The 23,496-nt window shown below is 34.8% G+C and carries 23 protein-coding genes and 1 pseudogene; 16 read left to right on the plus strand and 8 right to left on the minus strand.

From position 1 onward, the window contains the following. Positions 1 to 6 precede the first annotated feature (6 nt). The 3 genes from PSR14_RS04660 to PSR14_RS04670 form a co-directional block, all read right to left on the minus strand. Positions 7 to 1,089, minus strand: coding sequence for a Ger(x)C family spore germination protein (locus tag PSR14_RS04660; RefSeq protein ID WP_000732619.1), 1,083 nt, complete (start codon positions 1,087 to 1,089; stop codon positions 7 to 9). Then, on the minus strand, positions 1,086 to 2,603 hold the full coding sequence (locus PSR14_RS04665) for a spore germination protein (protein WP_098487029.1): 1,518 nt from the start codon (positions 2,601 to 2,603) through the stop codon (positions 1,086 to 1,088). The genes PSR14_RS04660 and PSR14_RS04665 overlap by 4 nt, the downstream gene beginning before the upstream one ends. A gap of 125 nt (positions 2,604 to 2,728) precedes the next feature. Then, positions 2,729 to 3,325 carry a hypothetical protein gene (locus tag PSR14_RS04670; RefSeq protein ID WP_048558018.1) on the minus strand — a complete coding sequence of 199 codons (597 nt, stop codon included), beginning with the start codon at positions 3,323 to 3,325 and terminating at the stop codon, positions 2,729 to 2,731. Positions 3,326 to 3,557: 232 nt separating this feature from the next. Between PSR14_RS04670 and PSR14_RS04675 the strand changes: the two genes are divergently transcribed. After that, positions 3,558 to 4,118, plus strand: coding sequence for a nitroreductase (locus tag PSR14_RS04675; protein ID WP_000214810.1), 561 nt, complete (start codon positions 3,558 to 3,560; stop codon positions 4,116 to 4,118). 114 nt (positions 4,119 to 4,232) lie between these two features. Further along, positions 4,233 to 5,651 (plus strand): stage V sporulation protein SpoVR, encoded by a 1,419-nt coding sequence (spoVR, locus tag PSR14_RS04680; protein ID WP_001202713.1) that lies wholly within the window; start codon positions 4,233 to 4,235, stop codon positions 5,649 to 5,651. Positions 5,652 to 5,790: 139 nt separating this feature from the next. On the opposite strand, the gene PSR14_RS04685 is transcribed toward spoVR, so the two are convergent. Continuing rightward, the gene (locus PSR14_RS04685; protein WP_098487030.1) at positions 5,791 to 6,504 is read right to left on the minus strand and encodes a DUF4652 domain-containing protein; all 714 of its coding nucleotides are present in this window, start codon (positions 6,502 to 6,504) and stop codon (positions 5,791 to 5,793) included. Positions 6,505 to 6,600: 96 nt separating this feature from the next. Here PSR14_RS04685 and PSR14_RS04690 point away from each other — a divergent pair. The 11 genes and pseudogenes from PSR14_RS04690 to PSR14_RS04740 form a co-directional block, all read left to right on the plus strand. After that, a pseudogene (locus PSR14_RS04690) lies at positions 6,601 to 6,930 on the plus strand (alkaline ceramidase); the annotation flags it as partial. A gap of 139 nt (positions 6,931 to 7,069) precedes the next feature. Further along, the gene (gene cdr / locus PSR14_RS04695; RefSeq protein WP_098487031.1) at positions 7,070 to 8,734 is read left to right on the plus strand and encodes a CoA-disulfide reductase; all 1,665 of its coding nucleotides are present in this window, start codon (positions 7,070 to 7,072) and stop codon (positions 8,732 to 8,734) included. Between the two features lie 185 nt (positions 8,735 to 8,919). Further along, a complete protein-coding gene (locus PSR14_RS04700; RefSeq protein ID WP_000456206.1) occupies positions 8,920 to 9,183 on the plus strand; it encodes a metal-sensitive transcriptional regulator in 264 nt (87 codons plus the stop codon). 87 nt (positions 9,184 to 9,270) lie between these two features. Continuing rightward, complete coding sequence (locus PSR14_RS04705; protein ID WP_061131355.1) at positions 9,271 to 9,831, plus strand: sulfurtransferase TusA family protein; 561 nt, start codon at positions 9,271 to 9,273, stop codon at positions 9,829 to 9,831. 38 nt (positions 9,832 to 9,869) lie between these two features. After that, entirely contained in the window at positions 9,870 to 11,000 is a 1,131-nt protein-coding gene (locus PSR14_RS04710; RefSeq protein WP_061185564.1) for an MBL fold metallo-hydrolase, read from the plus strand. A 38-nt stretch (positions 11,001 to 11,038) separates the two neighbouring features. Next, positions 11,039 to 11,266, plus strand: coding sequence for a sulfurtransferase TusA family protein (locus tag PSR14_RS04715; RefSeq protein ID WP_000992269.1), 228 nt, complete (start codon positions 11,039 to 11,041; stop codon positions 11,264 to 11,266). A gap of 66 nt (positions 11,267 to 11,332) precedes the next feature. Beyond that, the gene (locus PSR14_RS04720) at positions 11,333 to 11,677 is read left to right on the plus strand and encodes a hypothetical protein (RefSeq protein WP_000499413.1); all 345 of its coding nucleotides are present in this window, start codon (positions 11,333 to 11,335) and stop codon (positions 11,675 to 11,677) included. A 19-nt stretch (positions 11,678 to 11,696) separates the two neighbouring features. After that, entirely contained in the window at positions 11,697 to 12,062 is a 366-nt protein-coding gene (locus PSR14_RS04725; protein ID WP_000382692.1) for a rhodanese-like domain-containing protein, read from the plus strand. A 14-nt stretch (positions 12,063 to 12,076) separates the two neighbouring features. Then, positions 12,077 to 12,373: a rhodanese-like domain-containing protein gene (locus tag PSR14_RS04730; protein ID WP_000661803.1), complete on the plus strand. Its 297-nt coding sequence runs from the start codon at positions 12,077 to 12,079 to the stop codon at positions 12,371 to 12,373. A gap of 60 nt (positions 12,374 to 12,433) precedes the next feature. Beyond that, complete coding sequence (locus tag PSR14_RS04735) at positions 12,434 to 12,913, plus strand: DsrE/DsrF/DrsH-like family protein (RefSeq protein WP_000437719.1); 480 nt, start codon at positions 12,434 to 12,436, stop codon at positions 12,911 to 12,913. Between the two features lie 33 nt (positions 12,914 to 12,946). Then, positions 12,947 to 13,711, plus strand: a complete 765-nt coding sequence (locus PSR14_RS04740; RefSeq protein WP_073541790.1) for a sulfite exporter TauE/SafE family protein — start codon at positions 12,947 to 12,949, stop codon at positions 13,709 to 13,711. A 33-nt stretch (positions 13,712 to 13,744) separates the two neighbouring features. Here the strand turns inward: PSR14_RS04740 and PSR14_RS04745 are convergent, their stop codons facing one another. After that, complete coding sequence (locus tag PSR14_RS04745; RefSeq protein ID WP_000642365.1) at positions 13,745 to 14,185, minus strand: YbjN domain-containing protein; 441 nt, start codon at positions 14,183 to 14,185, stop codon at positions 13,745 to 13,747. Positions 14,186 to 14,333: 148 nt separating this feature from the next. After that, positions 14,334 to 15,536 (minus strand): LCP family protein, encoded by a 1,203-nt coding sequence (locus tag PSR14_RS04750; protein WP_098487032.1) that lies wholly within the window; start codon positions 15,534 to 15,536, stop codon positions 14,334 to 14,336. A 314-nt stretch (positions 15,537 to 15,850) separates the two neighbouring features. Here PSR14_RS04750 and PSR14_RS04755 point away from each other — a divergent pair, with 314 nt between their 5' ends. Next, a complete protein-coding gene (locus tag PSR14_RS04755) occupies positions 15,851 to 16,849 on the plus strand; it encodes a YhdH/YhfP family quinone oxidoreductase (protein WP_001016975.1) in 999 nt (332 codons plus the stop codon). 34 nt (positions 16,850 to 16,883) lie between these two features. Here the strand turns inward: PSR14_RS04755 and PSR14_RS04760 are convergent, their stop codons facing one another. Together PSR14_RS04760 and PSR14_RS04765 are read right to left on the minus strand one after the other, a co-directional pair. Beyond that, positions 16,884 to 18,539, minus strand: a complete 1,656-nt coding sequence (locus tag PSR14_RS04760; protein WP_000456257.1) for a Na/Pi cotransporter family protein — start codon at positions 18,537 to 18,539, stop codon at positions 16,884 to 16,886. Positions 18,540 to 18,870: 331 nt separating this feature from the next. After that, positions 18,871 to 20,073: an MFS transporter gene (locus PSR14_RS04765; RefSeq protein ID WP_000503266.1), complete on the minus strand. Its 1,203-nt coding sequence runs from the start codon at positions 20,071 to 20,073 to the stop codon at positions 18,871 to 18,873. 319 nt (positions 20,074 to 20,392) lie between these two features. On the opposite strand from PSR14_RS04765, the gene PSR14_RS04770 reads away from it, so the two are divergent. Together PSR14_RS04770 and PSR14_RS04775 are read left to right on the plus strand one after the other, a co-directional pair. Beyond that, positions 20,393 to 21,481, plus strand: coding sequence for a DUF871 domain-containing protein (locus PSR14_RS04770; protein ID WP_001253343.1), 1,089 nt, complete (start codon positions 20,393 to 20,395; stop codon positions 21,479 to 21,481). 74 nt (positions 21,482 to 21,555) lie between these two features. After that, positions 21,556 to 23,496, plus strand: a complete 1,941-nt coding sequence (locus PSR14_RS04775; RefSeq protein ID WP_000169841.1) for a BglG family transcription antiterminator — start codon at positions 21,556 to 21,558, stop codon at positions 23,494 to 23,496.

A 23,496-nucleotide genomic window follows, 5' to 3' on the forward strand; every position in this document is an offset into this window, starting at 1 on the left:
ACCTCACTATTCCCCGATTCCAGATTGTACAATATTAAGATCTAAATTTATATCTACGGCTACGTTTTTATACATATTTCGAATTTGTTTTATATTCCATTTTCTCGTATGACTTCTAATTTCATCGCGTATGCCTAAAGGATCAATTTCCTTTTTTTGAAATTGTTTTATTAAATCTTCACAGTCTTTTTCAACATTTCGTTCAATTTGTTTCTTTATATAGTTGATATTTGTTTCTTTTCTTAAATCAATCCAATTAGGAGAGTTTTTAATTAAACCATTTAATTTTAAATGGATTTTTACTTTTGGTATGTCGCCAGTTTGATCTATATCATATTTATTTTTCCCAGCTAAGTTTTGTATGACCACTATACCTTTATTTTTATTCTTTTTTATTGCTGCTTCGTAACGCCCATTTTTTGTAGGATTAATTAGTAATTTTGCTAAAACAGAATGTCTTTTATCCGTATACATGACGACTTTATCGCCTCTTAAAAAAGCAAGCCCTTTAACAGCGACGGAATGATTATCACCCATTTTTATATAAGGAACATAGGCATCACATACAGAAGAGTAGTAATTATATAAAAAGACGTTTAATTCAGTTTGTGGAATGTTCTCATTTCTTATATTTTGCTCGAGTAAATCAGCGATATATAACGAACCATTTTTTTTTCCGTAATTTAAAAGCTCTTCGGCCGTTCCATCTACAATTGCTAGTTGAACATCACGTCCGATATTTGGATCACGTTGTAAGTTAGTAATAATTTCTCCCATTCCGCGTTCTCCTAGAGCCTTTCCAAATAGGACGACACGCATTTGACCTACAACAACATTGTGAGGAGATTTAGCGTTCAATCGTGAAGCGATTGTTTCAAGTGAACGAGCAGATGTTGATTGCGTCTCTGGCTTAGACTTTACACCATGTGTGTATTCTGGGAATAAGATAGTTCCTTGGAATTGTTTATTTTTTGTGATGTCAAATCCAGCAATATGAATAATACGCTGTGTATCCACTATATACGTTTGTGTACAACCAGTTTGTAGAACAAAAAAGATTATAATAAGGAACAAGAAAAGTTTTTTCATTGATTATCACCATCACGTTTTTGCTTCACTTTGTTCGGGTTATAGCGCCATTTTGATGTGGGTCTAAGGAAGGAAGGCCTTTGTGCTGTTTGACTAAATGGTAGTCGAAGAAAACCTTCTGCTGTACCTAAACCACGAAATGGATATAAAGGTAATAAATAAGGTGATCCAAGTGATTTTAATTTAATTAAATGAGCTAAAATAAATACAAACCCGACAATAAGACCTAATCCACCAAATGCGCCGGCTAAAAGAATAAGTGGAAAGCGTAACAACCGGATAGTAGAAGACATCTTTACAGTCGGTGTTGTGAAAGATGCAAGAGCGGATAAAGCAACTGCAATTAATAAAATTGTACTTGTTAAAGCAGCTTCAACAGATGCTTGCCCAATTACAATCCCGCCAACAATACCAATTGTTTGTCCTACTTTCGTAGGTAAACGTGCTCCTGCTTCACGAAGCAATTCGATTGTAATTTCTAAAAAGAGTGCTTCTAAAATAGGTGGGAAAGGTACGTTCGCTCTTGAGAAAATAATAGGTCCTAGTAAATCAGCAGGAATCATTTGATAGTGATACGTTAAAGCCGCTGTATAAATAGCGGATGAAAAAAGAGAAAATATAGCTCCGAAAAAACGAATAATGCGAAAGAACGATCCAATCATCCACGGTAAATAATAATCTTCTGGAGAAATGAAAAAATCTAGTAACGTTGTCGGTCCTGATAAAGCATATGGAGAGCCATCTGTTAAAATTAAAACTTGTCCGTTAACCAATGCATATACAGCTCGATCTAATCGTTCTGTAGGCAATAAAACAGGAAACGGTGAATTGCTATTATCACTAATAAATTGCTCAATCATAGTTGCGTCAAATGGGACATCAAAGTCAATGTCTTCTAGCCGTTGTATGGCGGTGTTGATAAATTGTTCATTTGTAACGCCTTCTATATAAGCAACTGCTACTTTCGTTTTTGACATAGTTCCGACGGTCATTTCTTTAAATATGAGTTGCTCTGTTACAATATTTCGGCGTAATAAGTGTATATTTGTATCAAGGTTTTCAACGAAACCGATTTTAGGCCCGATTACGCTATATTCATTTTCTGTATCGTTATTTAATCGTATTCCTAAAACAGTACTTTCGGCACGAATTAAAGCATATTGATCGGGATTCGAATTGTTTTTTAAGCGTAATAAAATATATCCCCCTAATAATTTCTCACGAATATCATCAATAGAAGGGGAGGTAATAATATCTTCAATAGAGACGATATTACATAAATCAGAGATGTTTTGAATTCGATCCGATTCCTTTTTTAGAGGAGTTAAAATAAATTGTTTAATAATAAGTGCTTCCACGACAGATTTATAATAAAACAAACATAATGTTTCATTTTCAAGTACGTTATAAGAGACAAAATCGCTAGATTCTGTCATGCTTTTTATAAATTCTGGAATAGAACAAAGTGTTTTTGGATTAGTATTTTTGGATTTCTTAGATGATAAACCGAACATTTTCTCACCCCTAACATATATCATTTTCTTGTGTTAGTTTTTGGGAAATACGGGAATTTATACTTAAAAATTGAAAGTTCATAAAGAAAAGGAAGAGTATTGAAAAACTCTTCCTTTTTGGCATATTAATTTGTTTTCTTTTCCTTAATAGACTTCACTAATTTAATCATTTCTGCTCGTATATCTTCTTTTTTTACATTTAATTTTTCTGCAATTTGTTTCATATCCATTCCGTCTTTTTTCATTTTTAGTACATCATCAAGGGGAGTATTACTTTTTTGAGAGATGATTGTTAATACCGTGAGCTGACGTAATCCGATATTATATTCTTTCATTTTTTGTTTTAGCCCGTCTGGTGTAGATTTTTGCATATTTGCTAATTCTTGCAGTAGTGCCTTTTTCGTTTCTTTATTCATATGATGCTTTTTTAACTTACTTGGGTCTACCCCGAAATGCTCTGCTGTTTTCTCCCAAGAATTATTTTGCTTATAGTAAGCTAAAACGTCTTTAATTTCTTTTTTACTCATTTTTGCAATGTGGGCAGCTTTCCAAATTTCATGTTTGTTATAGCCGAGTTTTTCGAGCGACTGCATTTCTTCTTCTGAAATTGGTTTATGATGATGCAATGTGACTTCTTTTGGCGTAGCAGCGAAAGTGGGGAAGACGGTTGCACCGAATAATAATGCTGCCATAGTCATACTTACTGCGATTTTTTTGTACATGTAAACTCCTCCTAGATGGATAATGTGAAAAACTGTACACATATCATTTCCATAAAATGTGAAATACTTGTGAACAAATCAAGTTTTTTTATTCACAGTATGAACTGAAGTTTTTGGAAGTTTTCCAACATAAAACATTGATTAATAGTAAAAAACTAAGGTATAATCGAAATTGAAAATCAATATCAACAATAAACGTATACATATAGATAAAAATAAGGGAGAGAAAAATATGACTACATATACTTCCATCGCAAATGTGATTAAAGAAAGACGTTCTGTTCGTACATTTACAGATAAAGCAGTAGACAAAGAGTTATTAATTGAACTATTAAACGACGCAACGTGGGCACCGAATCATAAACATCGTGAACCATGGAATTGTAAATTATACATTGGAGAAGGTCGTCAGAAATTAGTAGACGCAGTATTAAACTCTTTCACAGAAGAAGAAAGAGCGAAACGCGGTAAAATTTTATCGGATCGTTTCTTAAGCACGCCAGCACAAATTGTTGTTTACATAAATGAAGATCCACGTCAAATTCAACGTGACGAAGATTACGCTGCAACATGTGCATTTATGCAAAACTTCCAACTTCTTGCTTGGGAACGCGGTTTAGGTTGTGTTTGGAAATCAGGTGGATTAAACTACAATCCATTATTTATAGAAGGACTTGGTTTAACTAGAGGTCAACGCATCGTTGGAATTCTTCACCTTGGCTATTTCGATAAAGCACCAGAAGGAAAAGCTCGTACACCGATTACGGAGAAGATGGAGATTATTGAAGGTTAATAGATGAGACATTCTCGTTTTTATGAGGGTGTCTTTTTATTATGCAATCAATCCTCATGAAAGCTTGTTCTCAATCATACACTTTCTTAAGGGAAAGTGTAAGGAGGGAAAATAATGAGAGCAAGTGACGATAAAGCACTGCAATATGCAATTGCGGAAATTACGGAAATTGCGACTGGATTTGGGCTTGATTTTTATCCGATGCGTTATGAAATATGTCCAGCGGAAATTATTTATACATTTGGTGCATATGGGATGCCGACGCGGTTTTCACATTGGAGTTTTGGAAAACAGTTTTTCAGAATGAAATTACAATACGATTTAGGTCTTAGTAAAATATACGAACTCGTTATTAACTCTGATCCATGTTATGCCTTTTTATTAGATACGAACTCGTTAATTCAAAATAAATTAATCGTAGCGCATGTGTTAGCGCACTGTGATTTCTTTAAAAATAATATTCGTTTTTCAAATACGAAGCGGGATATGGTAGAAAGTATGTCAGCGACAGCTGAACGGGTGAAAGCATATGAGCATAAGTACGGAAAAGAAGAGGTAGAAACATTTTTAGATGCCGTACTTGCCATTCAAGAGCATATTGATCCGTCGCTTATGCGTCCAAAACTTGCGTGGAGTATTGATGATTTAGAAGAGGAAGAAGTAGAAAAGAAAAAGGTATCGCAATACGATGATTTATGGAATTTAGATGATCGCAATAAAAAGAGGGAACGCTCCAATGTACGTAAAAAGAAGAAAATCCCACCACAACCAGAGAAAGACTTACTCCTCTTTATTGAAGAATATAGCCGTGAGCTAGAAGATTGGCAGCGGGACATATTAACGATGATGCGTGAGGAAATGTTATATTTCTGGCCACAGCTTGAAACGAAAATTATGAACGAAGGCTGGGCATCCTTCTGGCATCAACGCATACTTCGCGAAATGGACTTAACATCTGATGAAGCAATCGAATTTGCAAAATTAAATGCGGGCGTCGTTCAGCCATCAAAAACGAGTATTAACCCATACTACCTCGGTATTAAAATGTTTGAAGATATAGAGGAGCGCTACAATAACCCTACTGAAGAAATGAAACGACGCGGCGTAAAACCAGGATCTGGTCGAGATAAAATCTTTGAAGTACGCGAAATCGAATGGGACGTATCGTTTTTAAGAAACTACTTAAATAAAGATCTCGTAATGAGAGAAGATATGTATTTATTCCAGCGCCAAGGAAAAGAATATAAAGTAATAGATAAAGAGTGGGAACATGTACGTGATCAACTCGTAAATATGCGTACAAATGGCGGCTTCCCGTACTTAGTAGTAGAAGACGGAGACTACTTAAAAAACGGAGAATTGTACATTAAACATAGTTACGAAGGAATCGAGCTCGATTTAAAATACTTAGAAAAGGTATTACCATATCTTCATCAGCTGTGGGGAAGAACGGTGCATATGGAGTCGATTGTGGAGAGTAAGGGTGTTGTGTTTTCTTATGATGGGAAGATGGTGCATCGGAAGTATGTGTGATAAGGAAAGCCACTATGTATATAGTGGCTTTTTTTGATCTGTTTTTCATTATGTGTTTTTTATACCAATAACTAGAGTACTAGTAAATCTATAAACTTAAAAATCCTTACTCACACATTCAAGTTGTTGCACACATTTACTATAAAGAATTTTTGATTTCGTTTGTAGAAACGGTTTCAACATAACCAGTATATTTATTGTAATTGTCATCTGTGTATTGAATACCGATAAAATAGAAAGATTCCATATCCCCAACTACTTTTGTATAACTAATGTTTTTAGGACGTTTTTTAAAGAGTTTGAATTCCTTTGTTTGTACGTTATAAGTGTATAAATCCCCACCGTGGTTAGCACTTCCTGCAGCTCCACCTATTACAAGCAATAAGTGATTATTATCAATCCATGTAACGCTCTTACAAGTCTGTGAGTTATTTAATTTGGAATCTATTTTCACTACTGTCTGTTTGTCTGCCTTAAAATCATACAAGGATAACTTACCTGGCTCATCAGCCAATACGCGGCTATTCAAAATTATTTTATCTCCGCTAGGCGAAATTTCGTAGTCAAGTGTTGTGCCTAAATCTGATTTTCCTAGTGGTATAGTTTCTCCTTTTCCATTCTTAGTTAGTAAAGAAACCTTTGTTTCATCTATATCCAACTCATTGTTCTTTTTGGATTCTTGCTTTTCCTTGTTGGAATTTTGTTGATTCGTTTCTTTTGTTGTATTAATTTGTTTTGCAACAACAGACTTCTTTTGGGGTAAAGAAATGATATTAAAATAGCCTAAAACAAATATTGCGATGAGTACAGCAATAATCCCCAATAATAAAGTATTTAAATAGCGATTTTTCATAGTATCCTCCCGTTAATTTCAATAATATGGATTCATAATATCACAATGAAAATGCTTTCTCTATCTAAAATTGTAATATTTTGATGTTGAGTGAAACGAAAAGCTACATTTGATTTAGAAGTGCAACTGTTTCAAGTGAATGATGGTATGTTTTCAGGTATACCGATGGAACCTTTTTCGGAAACGGCATTAGAAGTGAAAGAGAATCTTCAAAATGAATTGGCTTTCTTTGGTGGATATATGAACGGATATATTGGTTACTTGCCGACAAAGGAAGAAATTTCATATGGTGGTTATGAAGTGGAATTAAGTCCTGTTGTGTATGGGCCGGTTACAAATTTATTGATGCCACCGGAGGAAAATACAGCAGATGTAATCGTACAGAAAGTTATAGAACTATACGTAAAAGAACTTGGAGATATCTAAGTTCTTTTTTATTTGTTTCAAATTTGTGAAAGAAAGACATATTGATTGAAATTAACTTTTTTATAATTTATTATATACCCATACAGGTATAGGTTTTGTGTGAAGTTTGAGAAAATTAAATACTATGGAGGTTTAAAATATGTCCAGAAAAATAGTTGTAGTAGGCGGAGTTGCTGGCGGGGCCTCAGTAGCTGCAAGGCTTCGTCGATTAAGTGAGGAAGATGAAATTATTATGGTTGAACGTGGTGAATACATTTCATTCGCAAACTGTGGATTGCCATATTATATTGGCGGTGTCATTACAGAAAGACAAAAATTATTAGTACAAACTGTTGAAAGAATGTCGAAGCGTTTTAATTTAGATATACGTGTATTGAGTGAAGTAGTACAGATTAATAAAGAAGAGAAAACAATTACGATAAAGAATGTAACGACAAATGAAACATATAACGAGAAATATGATGTGTTAATTCTTTCATCAGGGGCGAAACCAATTGTTCCATCTATCCCGGGTATTGAAGAAGCGAAGGCGTTGTTTACGTTACGGAATGTACCGGATACTGATCGTATTAAAGCGTATATTGATGAGAAGAAACCACGTCATGCGACGGTGATTGGTGGCGGATTTATTGGAGTGGAAATGGTTGAAAACTTAAGAGAACGAGGGATTGATGTTACTCTTGTAGAGATGGCAAATCAAGTGATGCCACCAATCGATTATGAAATGGCGGCATATGTGCATGAGCATTTGAACAAGCACAATGTTGAGCTTGTTTTTGAAGATGGTGTAGATGCATTAGAAGAGAACGGGACTGTTGTACGTTTAAAAAGTGGCTCAGTTATAAAAACAGATATGATTATTTTAGCAATTGGTGTACAACCAGAGAGTAGTTTAGCGAAGGATGCAGGATTAGCATTAGGAGTTAGAGGGACGATAAAAGTAAATGAGAAATTTCAAACGTCTGACCCACATATATATGCAATTGGTGATGCGATAGAAGTGAAAGATTTTGTTACAGAAATAGAAACGATGATTCCTTTAGCGTGGCCAGCTAATCGTCAAGGTCGTATGTTAGCAGATATTATTCATGGTCATACAGATTCTGTATATAAAGGTACACTCGGAACTTCTGTAGCTAAAGTTTTTGATTTAACAGTTGCTTCGACTGGAGTAAATGAGAAAATATTAAAACGATTAAATATACCCTATGAGGTAGTGCATGTACAGGCAAATTCGCATGCGGGATACTACCCGAATGCTACGCCAGTGCTAATAAAATTAATTTTTAATAAAGATAGTGGGAAAATTTACGGAGCACAGGCTCTAGGACGTGACGGTGTAGATAAGCGTATGGATGTTATCGCAACGGCAATAAAAGCAAATTTAACTGTACTTGATTTGCCAGATTTAGAATTATCATATGCCCCGCCATATTCTTCTGCAAAAGACCCTGTAAACATGGTAGGGTATGCAGCAAGTAATATAGTAGATGGTTTTGTGGAAACAGTCCAATGGCATGAAATAGATCATATTGTTGAAAATGGTGGATATCTTATTGATGTTCGAGAGCCTAATGAACTAAAACAAGGAATGATTAAAGGCTCTGTTAATATTCCGTTAGATGAATTACGTGATCGTTTGAATGAAGTGCCAGTGGATAAAGATATATATATTACGTGTCAACTCGGTATGAGAGGATATGTTGCAGCGCGCATGTTAATGGAAAAAGGATATAAGGTAAAGAATGTAGATGGTGGTTTTAAATTGTATGGAACAGTATTACCAGAACGTATTGTATATTGATATTTTTTCATCTTCCACTTCAAAATTTGGTGGAAGATGAAAGCCTATAGATGAAGGTTTCGCTTTGTATTTTGTGAATGTATAAGGTAAAAGTTTAAAATAGGGGTTTACAAAATACCCTACAGGGTATAATATATTGTCATAAGCTATAAATGGTGACATAATGGTAATGAGGTGATTATACAATGGAATATAATCAAGACATGAAAAATAGATTAAAACGTATTGAAGGGCAAGTTCGTGGTGTGCTTCGTATGATGGAAGAAGGAAAAGATTGCCGAGAGGTTATTACACAGTTAACGGCATCTCGTTCTGCACTTGATCGTACAATTGGACTTGTTGTTGGAACGAATTTAGAGCAATGCTTGCGTGAACAGTTTGAAAGTGGTAATGGTTCAAATGAAGAGTTAATTAAAGAAGCTGTTCAATTACTTGTAAAAAGCCGATAATCTGTCAAACGTAAGTGTTGACAGATTTTCAAAAACATTTTAATATACCCCTACAGGTATATGCATATAAGTTATGGAGGAATCACTATGAGTATAAAAGTGGATATGAGTTTAGATTGTAAAGGGTTAGCTTGTCCGATGCCGATTGTGAAAACGAAGAAGGCGATAGAAGGATTGGCATCAGGACAAGTGATTGAAATTAAGGCAACAGATAAAGGATCTACAGTAGATATACAAAGCTGGGCAAATAAAGTAGGGCATCAATATATCGGGACGAAACAAGAGGACGATGTTTTGATGCATTACATTAGGAAAGCACATGAGCATGAAGTGAACGAAGTAGCAAAGTATCCTCATACAATTACGAATACGGAGTTGGAAGAGATATTATTAAGCGATGAAGAGTGTATTGTATTAGATGTTCGAGAAGCAGCGGAATTCGCTTTTGGTCATATTCCATCGGCCATTTCGGTGCCGTTAGGAGAGTTAGACAGTGCAGTTTTAGATCAGACGAAACAAATTTATGTTGTTTGCCGAACTGGTAACCGTAGTGATGTAGCTTGCCATATGTTGAAAGAGAAAGGTTATGAAAATGTGAAAAATGTCATTCCAGGTATGTTAGAGTGGCAAGGGAATATAAAGAATTAAATTTTTTTAAATGTAAATATACCATAGGGGGTAAAAAGATGAGTGTTAAATCATTACAAGCAAAAGATGTTGCAGAGAAAGTTTTATTCGGAGAGTTGTTTATTTTAGATGTTCGTAATGAGACGGATTATGAAGATTGGAAAATTGAAGGGAAACAAATCTCATCTATAAATAAACCGTATTTTGATTTGTTAGATGGTGTAGATCATATTGTAAGTGAATTACCTAAAGATAAAGATGTTTTAGTAGTATGCGCAAAAGAAGGGTCTTCTATATTTGTGGCAGAGCAATTAACAGAGGCTGGATTAGAAAATATTTATTATTTAGCTGGTGGTATGAAGGCATGGAGTGAATATATAAAGCCTGTAAAAGTTGGAGATTTAAAAAATGGCGGAAGTATGTATCAGTTTAACCGTCTTGGAAAAGGCTGTTTATCTTATATGGTCGTTTCAAACGGTGAAGCAGCAGTTATTGATGCAGTAAGAACAGTTGAAGCGTATGAAGAATTTGCGAAAGAGCATGCTGTTACGATTACGAATGTAATGGATACACATTTACATGCAGACCATATTTCTGGAGGACGTAAGTTAGCGGAAAAAGTAGGTGGTACGTATTGGTTACCGCCAAAAGATGCGGAGGAAGTTGTTTTCTCATACGAACCGCTTGTTGAAGGATCTGTTATTACGGTGGGAGGTACTAAAATTGAAATTGACGCATTATACTCACCAGGGCATACGATTGGAAGTACGTCATTTATTGTAGATGATTCCTATTTATTATCAGGCGATATTTTATTTGTAGATTCAATCGGGCGTCCAGATCTTGCTGGGAAAGCTGAAGATTGGGTAAGTGATTTACGTAATACTTTGTATAGCCGATATAAAGAACTATCTCAAAGTTTAATTGTGTTACCGGCTCATTATTCAAAAATAAGTGAAATGGACGAAAGTGGTATTGTTAGTGCAAAATTAAAAGATTTATTTGAGCATAATGCAGGTTTAAATATTGAGGATGAGGGAGAGTTCCGTAAAGTTGTAACAGAGAATTTACCACCTCAACCGAATGCATATCAAGAAATTCGTCAAACAAATATGGGACAATTAAATCCAAATGAAGACGAAGAGCGTGAAATGGAGATTGGTCCAAACCGTTGTGCTGTTCATAATTAATTCGGTTTCAAATGAAATAAACACAGGAGGTATATGAAATGAATGCCAAGCAAGTATTAGATGTAAAAGGATTAGCGTGTCCAATGCCAATTGTAAAAACAAAGAAGGCAATGGAAGCATTACAATCAGGAGAAGTGTTAGAAGTACACGTAACAGATAAAGGTGCGATTAAAGATATTCCAGCATGGTCACAAACAGGCGGTCATGAAGTGTTAAAACACACGGAAGAAGATGGTGAATTAAAGTTCTGGATCAAGAAAGCATAGCATTTCAATAATAGGCGGAGGAGCAAATCATCTGCTTATTATTGAAAGTAAAGAGGATAATCATATATGTTCTATATAGTTATACCCCTAATAGTATTGGTGCTGGGAAGTTTAGTAAAACGTTACATTCCCGTTTTAAATGTTGCATATATTTCGTTAGAACAAGTAAGGAAAATTGAAAGTGTTATTGTAGATGTACGAAATTATACAGAGAGCGACAGTGATAACAATTCTAGAATTATGTGTATACCATATGCGTATTTAAAACGGTATTATCATGAAATACCAAATAAGCCTTTGCATCTTATTGTTCATAATAAAGTGGATCGGAATTTAAGTATACGCTTTTTAAGAAAGAAGGGGTTCCATATTCAAAGTTATAGTATGTATTTGGATAGGAAAAAAGTATAGAAGGAGTTTGAATAGCTTTATGGATGTGAAGACAATATTGAATATAATCTTAATTGTACTTGTATCGTGGTTTATTATTTCTCGATTCTTACCAGCTAGAGGAGTAAAAAACATTTCAGGAAAAGAATTAAAACGTATGATGGGACAAAATAATAAACAATTTATTGATGTGCGAACAGCTGGTGAGTATAGAGGGAACAATATTAAAGGGTTTCGGAATATTCCATTAAATGAACTAGCTAATAAGGCGCAACAATTAGATAAACAGAAAGAAGTTATTGTTCTTTGTCAAAGTGGAATGAGAAGTAAGCAGGCTGCAAAAGTATTAAAAAAATTAGGATTTCAGCACGTTATCAATGTTTCAGGCGGTATGAATGGTTTGTGAGGAGGAAATGTAAAATGAAAGAAATGACAGCAAAAGAATTAGAAGAAAAATTGGTACGTAAAGAAGCAGTAAATATCGTAGATGTACGTGAAGTAGAAGAAGTAGCTGAAGGGAAAATTCCAGAAGCGTGTAACATTCCACTAGGATTATTGGAGTTTCGTATGCATGAGTTGGATAAAAAGAAAGAGTATATTATCGTTTGTCGTTCTGGCGGAAGAAGTGCACGAGCTGTTCAATTTTTAGAGAGCTACGGTTTTCAAGCAATCAATATGGTAGGTGGTATGTTAGCGTGGGAAGGTAAAGTAGAATAGGGCGAAACAATTTTTTATAAAAATAAAAATACCCCTATAGGTAATTGGAGGGAAAACAACATGGAACAACAGAAGAAAACAACAATCGTTTTATTTAGCGGAGATTATGATAAAGCGATGGCTGCTTATATTATTGCAAATGGTGCAGCGGCGTATGATCAAGAGGTAACTATTTTTCATACTTTCTGGGGATTAAATGCTTTAAGGAAAGATGAACATGTAGAGGTAAAGAAAACTTTCATAGAAAAAATGTTTGGAAAGATGATGCCACGCGGCGCTGATAAGATGGGATTATCTAAAATGAATTTTGCTGGTATGGGACCAAAGATGATTAAAGGTATTATGAAAAAACATAATGCGATGCCGTTACCAGATTTAATTGATTTGGCGAAAGAACAGGGGATTAAACTTGTAGCTTGTCAAATGACAGTAGATTTATTAGGGTTAAAAGAGGAAGAGATTATGGAAGGGGTAGAGTTTGCAGGAGTAGGAGCTTATTTAGCAGATGCTTCGGATGGGAATGTAAACTTATTCATTTAAATCACCTTCTTTTTAGAAGGCGGGGGATATAAGGTGAGTTTAGTCGTATTACTTTTTATAATTGGGTTTATAGGATCGTTTATATCAGGAATGGTTGGAATTGGCGGTGCGATTATTAATTATCCGATGATCTTATACATTCCGGTATTGCTAGGATTTACTGGCTATACTGCACATGAAGTGAGTGGTATTACAGCGGTGCAAGTATTCTTTGCAACTTTTGCAGGGGCATGGGCTTATCGGAAAAGTAATGATATGGATAAAACGCTCGTTGTGTATATGGGAGCTAGTATATTAATAGGAAGTTTCATAGGTAGTTTTGGTGCTAATGCATTAGAGGAACATACGGTCAATGTTGTTTATGCAGCGTTAGCAACAATTGCTGCTATTATGATGTTCGTACCGAAACGAAATAATGGTGATGAACTGAAATATAATAAATGGTTAGCAAGCTTGTTAGCGTTTAGTGTAGGCGGAGCATCAGGCATTATAGGTGCTGGAGGCTCGTTCCTTTTAGTTCCGATTATGCTAGTTATTTTAAAATTGCCGATACGTACAACGATAGCAACATCTATCGCTATTACGTTTATTTCTTCAGTAGGGATTACAACTGGAAAAGTAATAACTGGACAAGTAGTTGTAATTCCAGCTCTTATTATTGCGATTGCAAGTATCTTTGCAGCGCCGCTTGGAGCGCGAGTAGGGAAAAAGATCAATCAAAAAGCACTGCAATATATGTTATCGATTTTGATTGTAGGTACAGCTATTAAGATGTGGATTGATATGATATTGAAATAAAAGGATGGCGCTGCTTGCAGCCCATCCTTTTATTTATGCCCAAATCACTTTCATTAAGTTTTTATATTCGTCATTTGCTAATTTATATAGCATTCTCGTATGTTCAAAGACAAGTGCTGGATTAAAGTTTGGCTCTGAGAATGCAAGAGATGTTGAAATATCAATTGCATTTTGCTTGTTTAATGTGAATTTTGCAAATCGATAAGATGTATTTAATTCATTAATGGTATGTAAAACATCATTTGTTGCTGCTTCATTAGGTACGTGAGCAACATTGAAGCAGTATATATCTACAGTAGGATGTTCGTTTTGGAAAGCAGCGATAAGTTGAATTTTTGCGCCAGCTTCTGTCTCTAATCCTACTGAAAAATGAACAGAACCATCATTTTCATCTATATTTTCTTCCATGTATATATCGTTTGACTTTAAGTAGTCTTTAAAATCTGAGATGTTATGTTTTACTGCAGCTTTCATATGTATGAGCCCCCTGATAATTGGAATAGATTGCTACTATTTATTATAATTTAAAAATATTAAAAAAGATAGTTAGAAAGTTCTGATTTTTAATTGTGACGGAATAAAAAGAAGCAGTACTCTACCTCCATAGAGAACTGCTTCTTTATTATTCATTGTCGTTAGACGATGTTTCTGTATCTTCATTGCTATTTTTATTTTTCATTTCATTGTTACTTGATTCGCGTTCACTTGTATTTTCAGACTTAGATTCTTTTGTTTTCTCTGTACTTGTTTTTTTCGAATCAGAGTCTGTTTTTGTATATGCAGGTAATCCAAGATGAGTACGAAGATCGTTTGTAACCTTTGCTAATTCTTTTTTATCTGGATTGTAGTAATACGTTCGGCCGCCACCAGCGGATTTGCTACATGTATCGTCTCCTTTTTCCATATAGCAGTCGTCACCTTGAATTTGTAATTTCTCGATTTCTGAATCCGATCCGTACTTATAGAATGAAAGCATATCATCAAATGTTAAGTTTGTAACGAATTGTCCGTTAATATCATCAATGATGTTGCCAACTTTTGTTACAGAACCAACACTTGTTAGTTTCTTTAAAATAGCCTCGATAACGAGTTGTTGACGTTGTCCACGCATTGCATCACTATCGATGTGTCTTGTCCTAGCAAGAGCAAGAGCTTCTTCGCCATTTAACTTTTGAACACCTTTTTCTAGGTGAATTGCCTCTGCATTATCATTGCTATCTTGCTCAGTAAATTCAACTGGTACATCAACTTCAATACCGCCCAAGTCATCGACGATTTTTATAAATGATTTAAAGTTAAATTTCACAAAATAATCGACAGGAACATTCATTAATTTTTCAACTGCATCAATGCTTGCTTGTGGTCCACCATTTTTTCTATTTTTAGCAGAACCGAATGCATGAGCGTGTGTAATTTTATCTTTTTTCTTTTCTATTGGAATATAAGTATATGTGTCACGTGGGATACTTAATAGTTTTACAGTTTTGCTATCTTTATTAAACGTTGCAAGCAACAGCGCATCTGTTCTAATAGCTTCACCATATTCTTTTCCTCGGACATCGCTTTCATCAACACCCATTACTAAGACAGAGACATTGTTTGTAATAGGTTTTACAGCTCTATCACGTAAATCAGATTTATCACCGCGTGCTAAATCATGTGCGGCATTTCGAACAGCAGAAGATGCTTTATTTACTAAAAACCAAGTATAACCGCCGCCTATTAATAAAACGAATAGTATAGCGCTTATAATAACTTTTATTTTTTTCTTATTTTTTTTCGGGTTACTGCGTGTATTTTCTTGCAAAGATGGGTTTTGCTCCATTTCCTGTACTCCTTCATTTGGATTGAAATACGACACTCATATCCACTTATTATAATGAAATTTAGCGAAAAAAAACATTACAAATCATTTACATTTCGTAAAAATTCAATTTATTTATAAAAAGTCAGATATTCTATATTTTATTTTTCAGATGTAGAATAAGTATAAGGTTTTTTAGTAGAAATGAAAATATGTATTGTGAGAAAGTAATAGAGAAGTAAGATTTGTTGAAATATAGCCAAGAAGAAATGAATAGGTCTACTTGTTTCTTCTATATAATAAAGAAGAATTTGACGGATAAAGGAGAGAACATAATGAATCATACATCATTCCGAGCAATCGTTGTGAACGAAACAGAAAATAAGCAGTTTGTAAGAAACGTTGTCGAGAGAGAAGTAAGTAGTTTACCTGAAGGGGACGTATTCATACAGGTTCATTATTCTTCACTAAATTATAAAGACGCTCTTTCAGCTACTGGTAATAAAGGTGTTACGAGAACATATCCTCATACGCCAGGAATTGATGCAGCAGGAGTGGTTGTGAGTAGTAAAGATGCTACCATTAAGGCAGGAGATCAAGTCATTGTAACGGGATATGATTTAGGGATGAATACTTCTGGTGGTTTCGGAGAATATATTCGCGTGCCAGCGTCTTGGGTTGTCCCTTTACCAGAGGGAATGTCATTAAAGGAAAGTATGATGTACGGGACAGCCGGTTTTACCGCCGCTTTATCAGTATATAAACTTATTAGAGCAGGAGTAATGCCTAGTATGGGAGATGTACTAGTAACGGGTGCTACAGGTGGCGTAGGAAGTGTAGCTGTTAGTATTTTAAGTAAGTTAGGGTTTAGCGTAGTAGGAGCGACAGGAAAAATGGAAGAGGAAGAGATGCTACTACGTCTAGGAGCGAAAAAGGTGATTCATCGCGCAGAATTGAATGATGAATCAGGAAGACCAATGCTTAAAGGAATATACGCCGGGGTTATCGATACTGTAGGTGGACATATGTTAGAAACAGCTTTAAAAACGGTAAAGTATGGCGGGTGCGTAACGACATGCGGTAATGTGGCAGGACAGGAATTACAAACAACGGTATATCCGTTTATTTTGCGAGGCATAAGCCTGTTAGGAGTAGATTCTGTACAGTGCCCAGTAGATGTGAGAAGAGATGTATGGACGCTCCTAGCAAATGAATGGGAAAACAAAGAGTTACTATCTTATACAGAAGAATGTACATTAGAAGAATTAGATGAGAAGTTTACACTTATATTGCAAGGAAAGTTAAAAGGTAGAACGGTTGTAAATATGAAATGAAAAAAGAGACGCTCATGTTAGCGTCTCTTTCCTATTATAATGATTGTTTTAAATGGACTTTACCTTGTTCACCTAAAACACCATCAGCGATATTTACAGCGTGATCGCCAATGCGCTCTAAGTTACTTACCATATCAACGAAGATGATACTTGCATCACCTGAACAGCTACGTTCATTCAGACGTAATACGTGACGTTTACGAAGAACACGTTCCATTTGATCGATTTTACGTTCTTTTGCAATAACTGTTTGAGCTAGTTCAGTATCGAAGTTTGTTAAAGCTTCAACTGCGTCTTGTAATGTTGAAATCGTTAACTCAAGCATTTCATTTAATTCAGCTAGTGCTTCGTTTGATAGGGAAACACGGTTTGAAATTTGGAAATCAACAAGTTCTACAAGGTTTTCTACATGATCACCGACACGTTCAATATCGCCAACGACACCTGCTAAAACGGAATGTTTTTCAGAATCTGTAGGTGAAAGCGGCTTTTCTGATAGTAAAACTAAATACTCGGTAATTTTTTTATCTAAGTTGTTAATAGCTCCTTCTAATTGAGTAGCCATGTCAGCGTGTTTTTTATCTTGTGTGTTTAAAAATTGGTTTGCTTCTTTTAATCCATGTAATGAAAACTCAGCCATACGAATAATCTCTTTTTGTGCTTCAGTTAAAGCAATAGCTGGAGATTGTTCAATAAAGATTGGATTTAAATGTTGCGGTTTGAAATCAATAGCAGCATCTTCCCCGCGAATAATTTTCGTTACAATCCATGCTAATACAGCGATGAATGGGAACTGAATAATTGTATTCGTTACGTTAAATGTTCCGTGTGCAAATGCAATTGTCATCTCTGGATTTAAGTTTAATGACGTTTGGAAGTATTGAATTAAATTTGTAAAAGGTATTAATAAAATTGTAAAGATGATTGTACCGACAATATTAAAGATAACGTGAACTAATGCTGCGCGTCTTGCAGCAATTGAAGTACCGATTGCTGCTAATACAGCTGTAATTGTTGTACCGATGTTATCACCAAACAATACAGGAAGGGCAGCTTGTAAATCGATTGCACCTTGACCGAATAGTTCTTGTAAAATACCGATTGTTGCACTTGAACTTTGTACAATTAAAGTGAAGACTGTACCAACAACAATACCTAAAATTGGATTATCACTCATGCTAACCGTTAATTCTTGGAATGATTCTAAAGAGCGAAGAGGCTTCATACCTGTGCTCATTAGTTCTAAACCGAAGAATAACATACCAAAACCGAATATAACTTGACCTAAAGAATGTACTTTTTTATTTTTAAAGAAGAATAGTAAGATAGCTCCAACTGCCATAATTGGAAGAGCATATTCTCCGATTTTAATTCCAATAATAAATGCAGTAACTGTCGTGCCGATGTTCGCACCCATAATAACACCGATTGCTTGTCTTAATGTCATAAACCCAGCACTTACAAGTCCGACTGTTAAAGCGGTTGTTCCTGAACTTGATTGGATTAATACGGTAACTAACATACCTGCTAGTACACCCATCAGTGGGTTTGTTGTAAAGCGATCTAGAATATCACGAAGACGATCTCCAGCAGCTTGTTGCAGTCCATCGCCCATGTATTTAATTCCGAATAAGAAAATACCTAATCCACCAATGAACTGGAAGATCATATCTTGAACATTATATTCCACGCATTCCACTCCTTAAATTTCATGTACGATGTAATTATTAACTGAACCGTGAGGCAGTGTAAACGGTTTGCTAGTAAAATTTACACTAAATTTACAAAGAGAAGAAAAGTTTACAATTACTTAAAGAAACAGCTGTATTTTATTGGTTTTCATCTTATATAAATCTTAATTTTGTAAAGAAATCACACTTTTTAGAATAGTATTGTTCGGTTGAATATCAAGGAAAGCGTCTGCGAGTTCATCGTATATTTTTTGATGAAAATTTAAAAAATATGTAGGAAAATGCATGTAGTTTTATAACATCAAAAATAAGATAAAAAAGCCACTGGAATTATCCAGCAGCTTTTTCTGTGTTTTTATTTCCATGCTTTTGTCTTCTTACACTTGTAATGTAAATGAACAGGAAAGCAATAAGTAGTAGAGAGGAATAACGATATACAGTTGCGTAGTTTGTAAAATGTGCAATGAATCCAAAAATAATCGCGCCAGCACCAATTCCAAGGTCAAATGCTGAGAAGAATGTAGCTGTTGCGACTCCTCGTCGGTGCGGTGCTACTCGGTCAATCATCCACGCTTGTAGTGCAGGTTGAATCGCTCCGAAACCACTTCCGTAGCATGCTGCTGCAATAATTAAGCTTGGAATGGTAGTTGTATACGACAATAAAATAATCCCTGTAAACGTAATAATAACTCCTGGAATAATTACGAAAGAATGACCTTTCGCATCATATAACTTTCCGGAAAATGGACGAGTAACAGCGATTGCAAGTGCATTAAATAAGAAGAAGAGGCTTATATCAGCAATGCCGACTTCCGTAGCAAATAACGTAATAAAGCTTCCGATTCCCCCGTACATTAATGTAATACATAATATTAATAATGAAGGAAGTAAAGCTTTGCGCTCAATAAATCCATCGAGAAAGGTACCAGATGTTTGCTGTGGTGATTGCGGCGATTTTTTGATTTGAAGTAGTTTCGTTAATATTAATGAAACAATTGTACAGGAAAGTGCACATAAAAAAAGAATCGTGAAGTTATATGTTTGCATAAGCCAAAGTCCGATAAGTGGACCGAGCGCCATTGCAATCGTTCCAGAAAGACCGAAATATCCCATGCCTTCACCGCGGCGAGCTTGCGGAATTAAATCGGAAACGACAGTTCCATATGTAGTCGTTGTAATACCAAAACCAGCTCCGTGTAAAATTCGAACGGCAAGCAATAGGAAAACAGTTGAAGCGAAAAGATAACTACCCATAGCGAGTAAACAAATAGCAGTACCGATCATTAAAATGATTTTTTTGCTGAATTTTTGCAAGGCATTTCCAGTTAGTGGTCTAACAAAAAGTGCCGCAACAGTAAACATACCGACAACAAATCCAATATTGGAACTTGTACCTCCAATTTCTTTCACATAAACAGGTAAAGTCGGAATTAACATTTGAAATCCTAAAAACATACATAAGTTTGCTAGAATTAGCGCGACAAATTCTTTCGTCCATAACGGTTCTCGTTTTACGAGTATTGCTTCTCCCATATATTCATCCCCTATATAAAAAATTTCTCTTTTCTTTCGAGTATATGTATTGGCCAATGTAACAGTCAAGGAAGGTGCCTTGAAAACGTACAACAATTTTCGAGGTAAAAAACTGACAAATTTGTGGAAAGACTACACAACTATGAAAAAAAGATGTAAAGTATAGATGTATAGACTGGTAGTTGTTATGAATGATAGAAATTGTTTTTTCTTTAAAGAAAGCGGATTCAAAAAGTAGTGAATGAGAAGGGGATATATACTTTTTCGCTACATATATTTGAAAAGGTTTACAATATGATGAAGAAAGAGGCGTGTACATATGAGACGATTAGGTATTTCTATTTATCCAGAACATTCAACAGTAGAGAAAGATAAAGAGTATTTAACATTAGCAAGTAAATACGGATTTACTCGTGTATTTACATGTTTATTATCTGTAGATGGTGAAAAAGAGAAAATTATAGAAGAGTTTAAAGAAACGATTTCTCATGCAAATGCATTAGGATTCCAAGTGTTAGTTGATATTAGTCCAGCTGTTTTTGAGCAATTAGGTATTTCATATAACGATTTATCGTTTTTCCATGAACTAGGTGCGTACGGTATTCGTTTAGATGTTGGTTTCTCAGGATTAGAAGAATCAATTATGACGTACAATCCGTATGGCTTAAAAATTGAGATCAATATGAGTAACGGTACGAAGTATGTAGATAACATTATGAGTCATAGACCAAATCGCGAAAATTTAATTGGTTGCCATAATTTTTATCCGCATCGTTATTCTGGATTATCATATGATCATTTTATGAAATGCTCGAAACAATTTAAAGATTACGGTATGAGAACGGCTGCTTTTATTTCATCATTTGATGCAACATATGGACCTTGGCCAGTAACAGAAGGATTATGTACGTTAGAGCAGCATCGTGAATTACCAATGACAACACAAGCGAAGCATTTATTTGCAACAGAATTAATTGATGATGTTATTATTGCGAATGCTTATGCATCAGAAGTAGAATTACAAGCACTAGGTGCATTAAATAAAGAGAAACAAACATTTGATATAGAGTTATATGATACAACGACAGAACTAGAAAAAATTATCGTATTAGACGAACCTCATTTTTATCGCGGGGATGTATCTGAATATATGATTCGCTCTACACAAAGCCGTGTGAAATATAAAAAGGAAGAGTTTAAACCTCATCATACACGTGAAATTAAGCGCGGCGATCTTCTAATTGATAATGAGCAATATGGCCAATATAAAGGTGAATTGCAAATTGCATTAAAAGATATGGTGAATACAGGAAAAACAAATGTAGTTGGTCGAATTGTAGAAGAAGAGATTTTCTTATTAGATTATTTGCAAGCATGGGATAAATTCGGATTTACATTAAAGAAATAGATAAAATAAAAGGGAAAAACTACTGATTTCAGCAGCTTTTTCCTTTTTATATATAAATTGCGAGAGGAAGAGCTATGACAAAGGTGCATCAGCGATTAGTTTCTATTTTAGAGGAGTTTTTAGAAGAGAAATCGATGTTAAATCGAGCTTTTTTAGCGAGCCGTTTACATGTATCAACGAAGACGATTCAAAAAGATATAAAATTATTAAATGATATATTGGAAGAAAATGGAGCGAAAATTGAATCGCAAAGAGGGACTGGATACGAACTAGAAATTATACAAGCGAAGAAGTTTGAAGAGTTTTGCGTGAGTCTATTTCAAAAACAGACGGAAAAGATCCCAACTTCTTACGAAGAAAGGATAGCTTACATTCTACAACGTATTTTAACGACAGATGGGTATGTGAAGCTTTCACAGTTAGCAGAGGAGATTTATGTAAGTAAATCGACTGTAAATTTAATTATGAAAGATGTGACAGATATATGTGGTCGCTATCAATTACAAATTGAAAAGAGACCGTATTATGGTATACGTATTGTCGGAGAGGAGTTTCATATTCGTTCTTGTTTATCACAATATGGTTTACCGCGTTATGACCATACTCCGTTTCATGAGCAATTTGAGCAGAATGATACATACTTATCGCTACCTCATATACCGCTTATCCGTTCGATTATATTAAAGTATATCGAAGGAGGAACGATATACTTATCAGATATAGAAATTGATAATTTAGTCATTCATATTGCAATTGCATTAAAGCGTTGTGAAGATCAACATTATATGAAAGGACTACATGTAGAGCAAGCTGAACTTATAATAAAGAAAGAATATACAATTGCGAAAGAGATTTTAGGGGATTTAGAGAAAGAGTTGCATCTTTCATTTCCAGAAGAAGAAGTTTTATATGTGACGATGCATTTATTAAGTACTGCTGTTACAGCGAAAGATCGTTATGAAAATGTGGAAGAACTATTAGGAAAAGATCTATATGCATTCATGCAACATATTCTTTTTAAAGTAGCGGAAGAACGGAATCTTATTTTTTATTATGATGAAGAATTATTATTTGGGTTTGGTGTTCATTTAAAAACGTTATTAAATCGTTTGAAGTATAAGTTAAATACGAGAAATCCTCTTTTGGCAGAAGTGAAAAAGAATTATCCGTATGCTTTTGAAATTGCGGTTCTCGTTGGAGATATAATTGGTGAATATACGGGAGAATCGATTCCGGAAAGTGAAATTGGTTATATTGCGATTCACTTCGGCGGAGCGATGAGCCGTTTACAGGAACAGAATCAAAAGAAAAGATGTTTATTAGTTTGTGCAACTGGTCAAGGAAGTGCCCAACTATTGAAATATAAAATTCTATCACAGTTCCGAGATAAATTAGAGATTGTGGGAATTACCGGTTATTATCAATTGAAAGTAGAAGATCTCTACAAAGAAAAGATAGATTGTATTATTAGTACGATTCATATACCAAGTGGTTTACCTGTGCCTGTTATAAAAGTAAACTCAATATTTGATGATAAAGAGATTAAGTCAATTGGTCAGCAGTTATTTACGCATGTGAATACTAGTGTACAGCAATATATGAAGGAAGATTTAATCTTTTTAAATCACAATGCTTCTACGAAGGAAGAGGTTATCCGATTTTTATGTGAGAAAGCTGCTGAGAAAAACTATGTACCAGAACACTTTTATGACTCTGTTATGGAAAGAGAGAATACATCTCCTACAGCGGTTGGAAATTTAGTTGCGATTCCACATCCGATGCAGTTATTAAGTGAGAAAACATTTTTGATGTTTTGTACACTTGAAAAAGCTGTTGATTGGGGAGATAAGAAAGTACAAGTTATTATTTTATTTAGTGTAAAGCGCAATAATAATGAAGATTTACAAAAGCTTTATGATTTTTTATATGATATTATGTCTAATCAAAATACGATAGAGAAATTAGCTCAGGCTGAAGTGGTTGAAGATTTTCAAGAGATATTATTAACGTTATAA

This window comes from Bacillus sp. A01H, assembly GCF_045277205.1.
Taxonomy (GTDB): Bacteria; Bacillota; Bacilli; order Bacillales; family Bacillaceae_G; genus Bacillus_A; species Bacillus_A paranthracis.